The following is a 12,821-nucleotide window of genomic DNA, read 5'->3' as shown; positions in this document are numbered from 1 at the left end:
GTCGACGGACCCGCCGACGGGGGGTGCCGCGGGGTCAGTCCTGCGCGGGAGACCGGGGTGGACTGACGGTCGTACGGGGCTGCCTGCGCTGTGACGAGGTGCGGATGATGAGTTCGGTCGGGACGACCTGTTCGACGGTGCGCCCGGTGTCCACGCCCTCGATCGCGTCGATGAGCAGCTGCACGACGGCGGTGCCGATGCGGCGCGGTTTGAGGGACAGGGTGGTGATGGGCGGTTCGGTGGTGGCGTACACGGTGGACTCGCTGCAACACACGAGCAGCAGGTCCTCGGGGACGCGCAGGCCGTAGCGCCGGGCGGCGGCGAGCAGGTCGGTGCCGTTGGGGTCGAACAGTCCGTAGACGGCGTCCGGCCGGTCGGGACGCGCGAGGAGCCGGTCGGCCGCCACGGCTCCCGCACAGGGGTCGTGGGCGGGGTAGGACTCGTAGACGGGGTCCTGGCCGACGCGCTCGCACCAGTCGAGGTAGGCGGTGGTCGAGAGCCGGGTGTAGGTGTCGGTCGTGGTGCCGGTCAGCAGGCCGATCCGGCGGGCGCCGGCGGCCGCGAGGTGGTCGAGCAGGTTGAGTACGGCGGCCTCGTGGTCGTTGTCGACCCAGGCGGTGACGGGGAGGGATCCTGCCGGGCGCCCGTCGGAGACCACGGGCAGCCCCTGGCGGACCAGTTCGGTGACGACGGGGTCGTGGTCCGAGGGGTCGATGACGACGGTGCCGTCTAAGGCGACGTTGGACCACACGTCGTGCCGGGAGGTGGCGGGGAGGATGACGAGGGCGTAGCCGCGGGCGAGCGCGGCGGATGTGGCGGCCCTGGCCATCTCGGCGAAGTAGGCGAACTCGGTGAAGGTGAAAGGTTCATCCCCGTACGTCGTCACGGTCAGGCCGATGAGGCCCGACTTGCCGGTACGGAGGGTGCGGGCAGCGGCCGACGGGCGGTAGCCCAGCCGGTCGGCGACCTCGCGTACGTGGCGGCGGGTGACGTCCGGCAGCCGTCCCTTGCCATTGAGCGCGTCGGAGACGGTCGTGATGGAGACGCCTGCCGCGGCGGCGACGTCCCTGATGCCGGCCCGGCCCTGTCGGCCGCCGGTCCGCCGGGTGGTCTCTGTCCGGCTCACCTGATGCTTCCCTGCTGCTGTCATGGCGAGCCGATAGTAGGGCTCGCCGCAGTGCGTGGTCCGGGTGCATATGCACGCGTTGACAGGCACGATTCTGCGTGGTTCGCCACCCCCAATGACCTTGGAAATGAAGGCATTTAAGCCCCGCCGTCAACCGTCAGGCTTGTCGGCGGGTACGAGCATGCCAAGTGGGCGTGGTCTCGGACCGGTCTCAACTCACCTGTACGAGGGATGCGCGCCACGGCGCGGGCCACCAGCGCGCGCATATATGCGCGCGCTCCCCCGCATTCCAGGCGCCCCCATTCTCGGGAGGACGGAATCCTCATAAGGTGAGCAGTATTGAGTCGACGGCGACGTCGTACGGGACGGTCGAGGAGGACCTGCGGTGAGCGAGAAAAGCCCGAAGCTGCGCGCCGAGCTGGATGGCATTCCCACGTACAAGCCCGGCAAGCCGGCCGCCGCGGGCGGGGCCGTCGCGTACAAGCTGTCCTCGAACGAGAACCCTTACCCGCCCCTGACCGGGGTCCTGGAGACCGCGGTCGCGGCGGCCGGGAACTTCAACCGGTACCCGGACATGACCTGCGCCGCCCTGGTCAACGAGCTCGCGGAGCGGTTCGGCGTGCCGGCCGAGCACATCGCCACGGGCACCGGATCGGTGGGTGTGGCGCAGTCGCTGATCCAGTCGACGGCCGGCCCGGGAGACGAGGTCATATACGCCTGGCGTTCCTTCGAGGCCTACCCGATCATCACGCAGATCTCGGGCGCGACCTCCGTCCGGGTCCCGCTGACCGACGGCGACGTGCACGACCTGGACGCGATGGCCGAGGCGATCACCGAGCGGACCCGGCTGATCTTCGTCTGCAACCCCAACAACCCCACCGGCACCGCCGTGCGTCGGGCCGAGCTGGAGCGGTTCCTGGACCGGGTGCCCTCGGACGTCCTGGTGGTGCTGGACGAGGCCTACCGCGAATTCGTGCGCGACACCGATGTGCCGGACGGCATCGAGCTGTACCGCAGCCGCCCGAACGTCGCCGTGCTGCGGACCTTCTCCAAGGCGTACGGGCTCGCCGGCCTGCGCGTCGGTTTCGCGGTGGCGCACGAACCGGTCGCCGCTGCGCTGCGCAAGACGGCGGTTCCGTTCGGCGTGAGCCAGCTCGCCCAGGACGCGGCCGTGGCTTCGCTGCGCGCCGAGGACGAGCTGCTGGGCCGCGTCGGGGCGCTGGTGTGCGAGCGCAAGCGCGTCCACGACGCGCTCCTGGCACAGGGCTGGACCGTCCCGGACACGCAGGCCAACTTCGTCTGGATGCGGCTGGGGGAGCGGACCGCCGACTTCGCGGCGGCCTGCGAGAAGGCCGGTGTGGTGGTCCGGCCCTTCGCGGGTGAGGGCCTTCGGATCACGATCGGTGAGACCGAGGCGAACGACATCTTCCTGCACGCGGCGGAGGCGTTCTTCAAGGAGCTGTAGACCGTCGGACCGTCGGAACCGCCTGATCGGGTGCCGTGAACCGGATCAGGCGAGTTCCGCGCGGATGGGGTCGCCGTCGCGGCCGGCCGACAGCAGGCGGGGGGCGCCTTGGCCAGAGGGGACCCCCCCCCAGGAAGATCCGAAAACCGGTGCGACATAATGCTTGTGAATGTGAACGCGTTCACAAGCGTTCCGGTTCCTCCCGTATTGGGTGGGGCCGCGAAAGACAGACTGCGGCTGTTACCACGGCGAAACGAAGGAGACGACGACGTGGAGCTAGCGTTGGCGCCGGAGACACTGGCGCGATGGCAGTTCGGTATCACCACCGTCTACCACTTCCTCTTCGTCCCGCTGACGATCTCGCTCGCCGCGCTCACGGCCGGCTTGCAGACCGCCTGGGTGCGCACCGAGAAGGAGAAGTACCTCAGGGCCACCAAGTTCTGGGGAAAGCTCTTCCTGATCAACATCGCGATGGGTGTCGTCACCGGCATCGTCCAGGAGTTCCAGTTCGGCATGAACTGGTCCGACTATTCGCGCTTCGTCGGCGACATCTTCGGGGCTCCCCTGGCCTTCGAGGCGTTGATCGCCTTCTTCTTCGAGTCGACCTTCATCGGCCTGTGGATCTTCGGCTGGGACAAGCTGCCCAAGAGGATCCACCTGGCCTGCATATGGATGGTGTCCGTCGGCACCATCCTGTCCGCCTACTTCATCCTGGCGGCCAACTCCTGGATGCAGCACCCGGTCGGCTACCGCATGAACGCGGAGCGCGGCCGGGCCGAGCTGACCGACTTCTGGCTCGTACTCACCCAGAACACCGCGCTCGCACAGTTCTTCCACACCATCACGGCCGCGTTCCTGGTCGGCGGCGCGTTCATGACCGGCATCGCCGCCTACCACCTGGCTCGCAGGAGGCACATCCCGGTGATGCGCAGCTCGCTGCGGCTCGGCCTCGTAGTCATGATCATTGCCGGGATGGGCACGGCGATCAGCGGTGACCTGCTGGGCAAGGTGATGTTCAAGCAGCAGCCGATGAAGATGGCTGCCGCGGAGGCGCTGTGGGACGGCGAGGCGCCCGCGCCGTTCTCCGTCTTCGCCTACGGCGATGTCGACAAGGGTCACAACCGGGTCGCCGTCGAGGTCCCCGGTCTGCTGTCGTTCCTGGCCAATGACGACTTCACCTCCTTCGTCCCCGGCATCAACGACGTCAACAAGGCCGAGCAGGAGAAGTTCGGACCGGGTGACTACCGGCCCAACATCCCCGTCGCCTACTGGGGCTTCCGCTGGATGATCGGCTTCGGCATGGCTTCCGTCGCGGTCGGCGCGCTGGGCCTGTGGCTGACGCGCAAGAAGTTCATGCTGCCGCCGGCGCTGCGGACCACCCCGGACGAGGTTCCGCACATGGTCCTCTTCAGAACGGCGCTGAGCCCCCGCATCGCCGGCCTGTACTGGATCGTCGCGCTCTGGACGATGGGCTTCCCGCTCATCGCCAACTCCTGGGGCTGGATCTTCACCGAGATGGGCCGCCAGCCCTGGGTGGTCTACGGAGTCCTGCGTACCAGGGACGCGGTCTCGCCGCACGTGTCCCAGGGAGAGATCCTCACCTCGATGATCGGCTTCACGCTCCTCTACGCGGTGCTTGCCGTGATCGAGGTCAAGCTTCTCGTCAAGTACGTCAAGGCCGGTCCGCCCGAGCTCACCGAGGACGACCTCACACCGCCCACCAAGATCGGCGGGGACGACAAGAGCCCCGACCGGCCGATGGCCTTCTCGTACTGAGGCTGGGGAGACCACACCATGCAACTTCACGACGTCTGGTTCGTGCTCATCGCCGTCCTGTGGATCGGCTACTTCTTCCTGGAGGGCTTCGACTTCGGAGTCGGCGTCCTGACCAAGCTGCTCGCCCGCGACCGTACGGAGAAGCGGGTCCTGATCAACACGATCGGGCCTGTGTGGGACGGCAACGAGGTCTGGCTGCTCACCGCCGGCGGTGCGACCTTCGCGGCCTTCCCCGAGTGGTACGCCACTCTCTTCTCCGGCTTCTACCTGCCCCTGTTGCTCATCCTGGTCTGCCTCATCATTCGCGGCGTCGCCTTCGAGTACCGGCACAAGCGGCCTGAGGACAAGTGGCAGACCAACTGGGAACACGCGATCTTCTGGACCTCGCTGATCCCCGCGTTCCTCTGGGGCGTGGCCTTCGCCAACATCGTGCGCGGCGTGAAGATCGACCAGAGCAAGGAGTACGTCGGCACCCTGTTCGACCTGCTCAACGTCTACTCGATCCTCGGCGGCCTGGTCACCCTCACCCTGTTCACCTTCCACGGCGCGGTTTTCACCGCGCTCAAGACCGTCGGTGACATCCGGGACCGGTCGCGGACACTGGCGACCCGACTGGGAGCGGTCACAGCCGTACTGGCGCTGGTCTTCCTGCTCTGGACACAGTTCTCGCGGGGAGACGGCACGAGCCTGATCGCCATGCTGATCGCGGTGCCGGCACTGGTGGGGGCCCTGGCGTGCAATCTGGCCGGGCGCGAGGGCTGGGCGTTCGCCCTGTCCGGGGTCACCATCGCGGCGGCCGTGGCGATGCTCTTCCTGACGCTCTTCCCGAACGTCATGCCTTCCTCGCTGAACGACGCCTGGAGCCTCACGGTCACCAACGCGTCGTCCAGCCCCTACACCCTGAAGATCATGACCTGGTGCGCGGGAGTGGCCACGCCGCTCGTCATGCTCTACCAGGGCTGGACGTACTGGGTGTTCCGCAAGCGGATCGGGACCCAGCACATCGTCGACGTCCACTGAGCCCGACACTCGCCCTCCCGCCTGACTGACCCTGCCCTGGGGGATGTTTCACGTGAAACCGATCGACCCGCGCCTGCTCCGGTACGCCCGCTCCACCCGCCTCTTCCTGGGGGCGGTGATGGCACTGGGCCTTGCCGGGGCGGGGCTGGTCGTCGGCCAGGCGATGCTCATCGCCGAGATCGTGGTCGGCGCTTTCCAGGAGGGGCTGGACGGGGCCGCGCTGCGGACGCCGCTGCTGCTCCTCGCGGCGGTGGCCCTGGGTCGTGGTCTGATCGCCTGGCTGACGGAGGTGGCCGCCCACCGTGCCGGCGCCGCCGTCAAATCGGAACTGCGCGGCCGGCTGCTGGAGCGGGCCGCGGATCTGGGTCCCGGCTGGCTCTCCGGCCAGCGGACCGGCTCCTTGGTGGCACTGGCCACCCGTGGTGTGGACGCGCTCGACGACTACTTCTCCCGCTACCTGCCGCAGCTCGGGCTCGCCGTGGTCGTACCGGTGGCGGTGCTCGCCCGTATCGTCACCGAGGACTGGGTCTCTGCCGCCATCATCGTGGTCACGCTCCCGCTGATCCCCCTGTTCATGATCCTCATCGGGATGGCGACCCAGTCGCGGATGGACCGGCAGTGGCGACTGCTGTCGCGCCTGTCAGGACACTTCCTCGACGTGGTGGCCGGTCTCCCCACCCTCAAGGTCTTCGGACGGGCCAAGGCGCAGGCAGAGTCGATCCGGAAGATCACCGACGACTACCGGCGCGCGACGATGCAGACCCTGCGCATCGCCTTCCTCTCCTCCTTCGCACTGGAGCTGCTGGCGACCCTCTCGGTGGCGCTGGTGGCGGTCACCATCGGCATGCGACTCGTCCACGGGGACCTGGACCTCTACACCGGCCTGGTCATCCTCATCCTGGCGCCGGAGGCGTACCTGCCGCTGCGACAGGTCGGCGCGCAGTACCACGCGGCCGCCGAGGGGCTGTCGGCCGCGGAGGAGATCTTCCAGGTACTGGAAACCCCCGTCGCGCATCCGGCCGGCACCGAGCAGCTACCACCCGGCGCCGCCCTGCGGATCGAGATCGACGGGGTCGCCGTCCGGTACGAAGGCCGGGGTCAGGACTCGCCCGGGCCCATTTCCCTGACCGTCGAGCCGGGCGAGTGCGTGGCCCTCACCGGCCCGAGCGGGGCGGGGAAGTCCACCCTGCTCCAGGTACTGCTGGGATTCGTGGCACCGACCGCCGGACGGGTCAGGGTCGCGGGAGTGGACCTGGCCGGGCTGTCGCCGGAGCAGTGGCGGGAGCGGATCGCCTGGGTACCGCAGCGCCCCCATCTGTTCGCCGGGACGATCGCGGACAACGTACGGCTGGCCCGGCCCGGCGCCTCCGACGCCGAGGTGGTCCGGGCGCTGGCGGACGCCGGAGCGCGGCAGTTCGTGTCCGCGTTGCCCCGAGGAGTCCAGACCCCGCTGGGAGAGGGCGGAGTCGGGCTGTCCGCCGGGCAGCGGCAGCGGCTGGCCCTGGCACGGGCCTTCCTCGCGGACCGGCCCGTGCTGCTGCTGGACGAGCCGACGGCGGCGCTGGACGGTGAGACCGAGGCGGGAGTGGTCGACGCGGTCCGCCGTCTCGCGGTGGGGCGGACCGTGCTGCTGGTCGTGCACCGGCCGGCCCTGCTCGCCGTCGCCGACCGGGTGGTCCCGATGGCCGCGGCCGATGTCCCGGAGGGGCTGCTCCCCCGCCCTGCCGCCCGGGTCGAGACGCCCGAGCCCCCCGCACCCGGAGCCGGGGAGTGGATCCTCGGCGGGGCCCGCGAGCGGGCGCGGTCCGGCAGCGGAACGGACCCGGCCGGGGCCGATCCACTGCGACGCGTACGTGCGGTGGCCGAGGCATGGCGGGGACGCTTCAGACTCGGACTGTTCCTCGGGGCCCTGGCCGTCGGGTGCAGTGTCGGACTCATGGCCGTCTCCGGCTGGCTGATCTCGCGCGCCTCGGAGCAGCCGCCCGTGCTCGACCTGATGGTGGCCGTCACCGCCACCCGTGCCTTCGGCATGGGCCGGGCCGTCTTCCGCTACGCCGAGCGGCTCGTCTCGCACGACGCCGTGCTGCGGATGCTCGCCGACCTGCGGGTCTGCGTCTACCGGCGACTGGAGCGCATCGCCCCCGCCGGACTGCGCGAGCACCGTCGCGGAGATCTTCTGACCCGGCTGGTCGCCGATACCGACGCACTGCAGGACTACTGGCTGCGCTGGTTGCTCCCCGTCGGGACGGCCGTGCTGGTCGGCACGGGGTCGGTCGCCTTCACGTGCTGGTTGCTGCCTGAGGCCGGAACGGCGCTCGCCGTCGGGCTGCTCGCCGCCGGCGTCGGTGTCCCGCTGATCAGCGGGGCCTGCGCCCGGCGGGCGGAGCGCCGGCTGGCCCCCGCCCGGGGCGAACTCGCCACCCGGGTGGCCGATCTCCTCACCGGTACGGCGGAGCTGACCGTCGCCGGGGCGCTGGAGGACCGCAAGGGCCGGGCGCGGGAGAGCGACGGAGTGCTGACGGGCATCGCCGCGCGCGGAGCCGCCGCGAGCGGTCTGGGCGGCGGACTGTCCGCGCTCGTGTGCGGGCTCACCGTCGTGGCCGCCGCGGCCACCGCGGCGAACGCGGTCCACGCCGGGCGGCTCTCCGGCGTGGCGATGGCCGCCGCCGTGCTGACACCCCTCGCAGCCTTCGAGGCGGTCAACGGCCTTCCGCTCGCCGTCCAGTACCGCCAGCGCGTGCGGCGCAGCGCCGAGCGGGTCTACGAGGTCATCGACGCACCGGTTCCGGTCGCCGAGCCGGAGCCGGCCGCGGCTGCCCCCCGCTCGCCCTTCCCGCTCCGCCTGGCCGGGCTGGCCGCCCGTCACCCCGGCCAGGAGCGTGACGCGCTGCGGAGCCTGGACCTGACCCTGGAGGCCGGCCGTCGTATCGCCGTCGTCGGCGCCTCGGGCTCGGGCAAGACCACCCTGGCGCAGGTCCTGCTGCGGTTCCTGGACCTGCGCGAGGGCGCGTACACGCTGGGCGGGGTCGACGCGCGCACGCTCGACGGCGACGACGTCCGGTCCCTGGTCGGGCTCTGCGCCCAGGACGCGCATCTCTTCGACAGCTCGGTACGGGAGAACCTGCGGCTGGCCCGCACCGGGGCGAGCGAGGGGGAAATGCGGGGGGCGCTGGCCGCGGCGAGGCTGCTGGAGTGGGCCGACGGGCTCCCGGAGGGGCTGGACACGCTCGTCGGGGAGCACGGGGAGCGCATCTCCGGCGGGCAGCGCCAGCGTCTGGCCCTGGCCCGTGCGCTGCTCGCGGACTTCCCCGTACTCGTTCTGGACGAGCCCGCCGAGCACCTGGACCTGGCCACGGCGGACGCGCTGACCTCCGACTTGCTGGAGGCCACCGAGGGCCGTACCACCGTGCTGATCACGCACCGGCTGGCCGGACTTGAGGCAGTGGACGAGGTGCTCGTGCTCGACGGCGGAGAGGTGGTCCAGCGCGGTCCGTACCGGGAGCTGGCCGCTGCCGAAGGGCCGCTGCGGCGGCTGCTGGAGCGCGAGCGGGCCGCAGACGGCACGCCGGCCGACTTTCACCATGCTGACTATCCACGCTAAAGAGGACTAACTAGGCTCAAGGGCATGCCAGTGCAGGAGTCGCAGGTACCACCGGATCCGTCACCGGGCACACCGGGCCCCCTGGAGGCCGCCACCCGGGCCACGAGGAGTTTGCAGGGCCTGTCCACCGAGCTCACGGCCAGGGTCCCGCAACTGCTGGAGGCCATGAGATCGGTCGGTACCGGGCTGGAACTGCACTCCACGCTGGACCGCATCTGCGAGACCGCGGCGGAACTCGCGGACGCCCGTTACGCCGCGATCGGAGTCGTCGACACCGAGGGCCGCGGGCTGTCGGACTTCGTCACGTACGGGATCAGCTCGCAGGAGGCGCGGAAGATCGGGCACCGCCCGGACGGGAAGCGGGGACTACTGGGCGCACTGATCTCGCACGTCGACACGGTGCAGCTCGACGACCTGACGAAGGACGTGCGCTCGGCGGGGTTCCCGGCCCATCACCCGCCCATGAAGACGTTCCTGGGCGTTCCGATCCGGGTACAGGGGGAGATCTTCGGCAATCTGCACCTCGCCGAGAAGAACGGGGGCGGCGCGTTCAACGATTATGACGTCCACATGATCCGCGTGCTGGCCACCGAGGCGGGCATCGCCCTCGGCAATGCCCGTCTGTACGAGGCCGCCACCCAGCGCGAACGCTGGATCGACGGCTCGGTGGCCGTCACCACCGCCCTGCTGTCCGGCGGGGACGCGGACGACGCCCTCGTCGTCGTGGCCGAGCAGGCCCGCCGCCTGGCCGACTCCTCCGCCGGGATCGTGCTGTTGCCGGCCGAGGAAGGCGGGATGGAGATCGTCGCCGTCTCCGCCGAGAACCCGGCCACCTCGCTCGGAGTGGTGATCCCCGGCGAGAGTCCGATCGTCGACAAGTTGCTGCGGGGCGATCCCGTCTTCGTCGACGACGCCTCATCGGACCCCCGCACGGTCAGCGAGCTGACCAGCCAGTACGGCCCCTGCATGATGCTGCCGCTGCACAGCGGCGGGCGGGTGCTCGGCGCCCTGGTCACTCCGCGGGCCCGGGGTGCCCGCCCGTTCACCGAGGCCGAGCGGACCCTCGCCACCCAGTTCGCCTCCCAGGCCGCGCTGGCCCTGATGATGGCCGAGGCGCAGCGCGACCGTGAGCGGCTCGCCGTGTTCGAGGACCGCGATCGAATCGCCCGCGACCTGCACGACCTGGTCATCCAGCGGCTGTTCGCCACCGGGATGATGCTGGAGGGTGCCCAGCGCCGCTCCATCGTTCCCGAGGTCCGCGACGGGGTGGGCAAGGCCGTGGACGAGCTGGACGTCACGATCCAGGAGATCCGTACCGCGATCTTCGCCCTCCAGCAGGGTCCGGCGCAGGCCCCGTCGGGCCTGCGCACCCGGGTGCTGCGGGAGATCAACATGGCGGCCGTGCCGCTCGGGTTCAAGCCCGCGCACCGGTTCCTCGGCCCGGTCGACGCGGTCGTCGGCGAGCTGGTCGGAAAGAACCTGACCGCCGCTCTGCGGGAGGCGCTGTCCAATGCCTTCCGCCACGCCGACGCGTCCAGGATCGAGGTGCTGGTGGACTCCACGATCACACTGGCCGACGGGCGCCCCGGGGTCCGGCTGGAGGTCGCCGACGACGGAGTGGGCATGCCGGAGGGCGGCCGGCGCAGCGGGCTGCGCAACCTGCGCCGCCGGGCCGAGGCGCTGGGCGGGGCGAGCTCGTACGGACCTGGCATCGGCGAGGGGGGCGGCGGGACCACGCTGGTGTGGGAGGCACCGCTGTAGGGGGCTGGGGGCCGGATCCAGAGACCGGGCCGAGTTCCGAGACGGAGCCGAGTTCAGAGAAGGGCCCGAATTCAGAGACGGGGTTCAGAGCCGGCGCTGAGCGATGCGGTCGGCCACCATCCGCTCGATGACGACGGCCACCCCGTCCTCGTTGTTGGCGGTCGTCCGGCCGGATGCGGCTGCGATCACATCGGGGTGGGCGTTGTCCATGGCGTAGGACGTGCCCGCCCAGCTGAGCATCTCCACGTCGTTCGGCATGTCCCCGAAAGCGACGACCTCGGCGGGAGAGATCCCGCGCTCGGCGCAGCACATCGCCAGGGTGCTGGCTTTGGAAACGCCGTGTCCGCTGATCTCCAGCAGGGCGGTCGGGCTGGAGCGGGTGATCGAGGCGTACTCGCTCGCGGCGGTTCGGGCCACTGCCAGGAAGTCGTCCGGAGCCAGCTCCTCGTGGTGCGCGAGCAGCTTGAGCACCGGCGCGGCGCTCTCGTCCGCGTCCTCCTGCAGCAGCTTCTCGGCGGTGGCGACTTTCGCGTCCGGGTCCTGGAAGAACGGCGGATAGATCGGCTCGTAGTTGATGCCCGTGGTCAGCTCCACGGCGAAGGAAGTGCCCGGTGCGGCGGCGCGCAGGGCGTGCACGACGGTGAGGGCCGCATCCCGGGGCAGAGCTCTGACCCGCACGAACTCCTCTCCCGCGTGCAGGTCGACGACCGCCGCCCCATTGGCGCAGATCGCGAGACCGTGGCCGTGGACGTGGTCGCTGACCACACCCATCCAGCGAGCCGGGCGCCCGGTGACGAAGAAGACCTCGATCCCGGCCTCCTCGGCGGCGGCGAGAGCGGCGACGGTACGGCGCGATACGGACTTGTCGTCGCGCAGGAGGGTGCCGTCGAGGTCGGTGGCGATGAGCCGGGGGGTGGGGGTTGGCCCGTCCGGGCGCTGGGGAGCCGAGGTCACGGCTCCATCTTCGCCCATCGTTCGAGGCCGGCCGGACCAGGGCTCTGCCGCCGGGTCCGACGGCGCCGGCGTTTCACGTGAAACATCGCGCGGGTCCGGTGTTTCACGTGAAACACCGGCCCGCCGTAGGCTCGATCGCATGAGTCTGCGTCTGAGCACGGTGATCCTTCCGGTACGTCGATGGCACGAAGGAGGTCGCGACCAGTGGGTACGGGCCGAGCAGCTCGGTTTCCACACCGCTTACACCTACGACCATCTGTCCTGGCGGGCCTTCCGCGATGGCCCGTGGTTCGGCGCGGTTCCCACCCTGACCGCTGCGGCCGCGGTGACCGAGCGGATGCGCCTGGGAACGCTGGTGACCTCGCCGAACTTCCGGCACCCGGTGACCCTGGCCAAGGAGCTCATCACGCTGGACGACGTCTCCAACGGGCGCATCACCCTCGGCATCGGCGCGGGTGGCAACGGCTTCGATGCGACGACGCTGGGCCAGGAGCCCTGGACGCCGCGCGAGCGGGCCGACCGTTTCGCCGAATTCGTACCGCTCCTGGACCGGCTGCTGACCGAGGACGCGGTCACCGAGCAGGGCACTTTCTACTCCGCCGTCGAGGCCCGCGACATCCCCGGGTGCGTGCAGCGACCCCGCCTGCCCTTCGCGGTCGCCGCGACGGGTCCGCGCGGCCTGCGGCTCGCCGCCCGGCACGGTCAGGCATGGGTGACGACGGGTGACCCGAAGCTCTTCGAGGACGGCACGCCCGAACAGTCACGGGAAGCCCTGCGAGGGCAGCTCGGACGGCTGGAGGCGGCCTGCGCGGAGCTCGGCCGGGAGGCCGCGCCGATGGAGAAGATCCTGCTCACCGGTTTCACACCCGAGCGCGGTGCCCTGCTGGAGTCCGTGGACGCGTTCGTCGACTTCGCCGGCCGCCACCGGGAGCTGGGCTTCACCGAGCTGGTGATCCACGCGCCGATCCCCGCCTCCGACTTCGCCGCGGACCAGTCGGTCTTCGAGGAGATCGCCACCGAGGGCCTGGCCCAGATCACCGGCTGATCCGGCCCGCAGGGCCGTCGCCGCCACCGCTGCCGCAGCGATGACGGCCCTGCGATGACGGCCCTGCGGGACG

Annotated in this window: 8 protein-coding genes; 6 read left to right on the top strand and 2 right to left on the bottom strand. The window is 70.6% G+C overall.

Features of this window, described 5'->3' with window-relative positions; genetic code table 11:
* Nucleotides 1-34: 34 nt before the first annotated feature.
* On the bottom strand, nt 35-1,150 hold the full coding sequence (locus AMK16_RS18150) for a LacI family DNA-binding transcriptional regulator (protein WP_073916808.1): 1,116 nt from the start codon (nt 1,148-1,150) through the stop codon (nt 35-37).
* Nucleotides 1,151-1,511: 361 nt separating this feature from the next.
* Between AMK16_RS18150 and hisC the strand changes: the two genes are divergently transcribed.
* From hisC to AMK16_RS18125, 5 genes are all read left to right on the top strand, one after another.
* Nucleotides 1,512-2,591 carry a histidinol-phosphate transaminase gene (gene hisC / locus AMK16_RS18145; protein ID WP_073916805.1) on the top strand — a complete coding sequence of 360 codons (1,080 nt, stop codon included), beginning with the start codon at nt 1,512-1,514 and terminating at the stop codon, nt 2,589-2,591.
* 270 nt (nt 2,592-2,861) lie between these two features.
* Nucleotides 2,862-4,367: a cytochrome ubiquinol oxidase subunit I gene (locus AMK16_RS18140; protein ID WP_073916801.1), complete on the top strand. Its 1,506-nt coding sequence runs from the start codon at nt 2,862-2,864 to the stop codon at nt 4,365-4,367.
* Between the two features lie 18 nt (nt 4,368-4,385).
* Nucleotides 4,386-5,387 (top strand): cytochrome d ubiquinol oxidase subunit II, encoded by a 1,002-nt coding sequence (gene cydB / locus AMK16_RS18135; protein ID WP_073916798.1) that lies wholly within the window; start codon nt 4,386-4,388, stop codon nt 5,385-5,387.
* 52 nt (nt 5,388-5,439) lie between these two features.
* Nucleotides 5,440-8,988, top strand: a complete 3,549-nt coding sequence (cydD, locus tag AMK16_RS18130; protein WP_073916794.1) for a thiol reductant ABC exporter subunit CydD — start codon at nt 5,440-5,442, stop codon at nt 8,986-8,988.
* Nucleotides 8,989-9,012: 24 nt separating this feature from the next.
* Nucleotides 9,013-10,749 (top strand): sensor histidine kinase, encoded by a 1,737-nt coding sequence (locus AMK16_RS18125; RefSeq protein WP_073916790.1) that lies wholly within the window; start codon nt 9,013-9,015, stop codon nt 10,747-10,749.
* Between the two features lie 84 nt (nt 10,750-10,833).
* On the opposite strand, the gene AMK16_RS18120 is transcribed toward AMK16_RS18125, so the two are convergent.
* Nucleotides 10,834-11,721 carry a Cof-type HAD-IIB family hydrolase gene (locus AMK16_RS18120; protein WP_073916786.1) on the bottom strand — a complete coding sequence of 296 codons (888 nt, stop codon included), beginning with the start codon at nt 11,719-11,721 and terminating at the stop codon, nt 10,834-10,836.
* A gap of 121 nt (nt 11,722-11,842) precedes the next feature.
* Here AMK16_RS18120 and AMK16_RS18115 point away from each other — a divergent pair, with 121 nt between their 5' ends.
* Nucleotides 11,843-12,748 (top strand): LLM class flavin-dependent oxidoreductase, encoded by a 906-nt coding sequence (locus AMK16_RS18115; protein ID WP_073916782.1) that lies wholly within the window; start codon nt 11,843-11,845, stop codon nt 12,746-12,748.
* Nucleotides 12,749-12,821: the final 73 nt, after the last annotated feature.

Source organism: Streptomyces sp. CB00455, assembly GCF_001905445.1.
Taxonomy (GTDB): Bacteria; Actinomycetota; Actinomycetes; order Streptomycetales; family Streptomycetaceae; genus Streptomyces.
This window is presented reverse-complemented; position numbering and strand designations above follow the sequence as displayed.

Bases quoted from the DNA above. Each gene is read 5' to 3' on its own strand.
- AMK16_RS18150 (WP_073916808.1), bottom strand. From the start codon at position 1,150: ATGACAGCAGCAGGGAAGCATCAGGTGAGCCGGACAGAGACCACCCGG.
- cydB (WP_073916798.1), top strand. From the start codon at position 4,386: ATGCAACTTCACGACGTCTGGTTCGTGCTCATCGCCGTCCTGTGGATC.
- AMK16_RS18125 (WP_073916790.1), top strand. From the start codon at position 9,013: ATGCCAGTGCAGGAGTCGCAGGTACCACCGGATCCGTCACCGGGCACA.
- AMK16_RS18120 (WP_073916786.1), bottom strand. From the start codon at position 11,721: ATGGGCGAAGATGGAGCCGTGACCTCGGCTCCCCAGCGCCCGGACGGG.
- AMK16_RS18115 (WP_073916782.1), top strand. From the start codon at position 11,843: ATGAGTCTGCGTCTGAGCACGGTGATCCTTCCGGTACGTCGATGGCAC.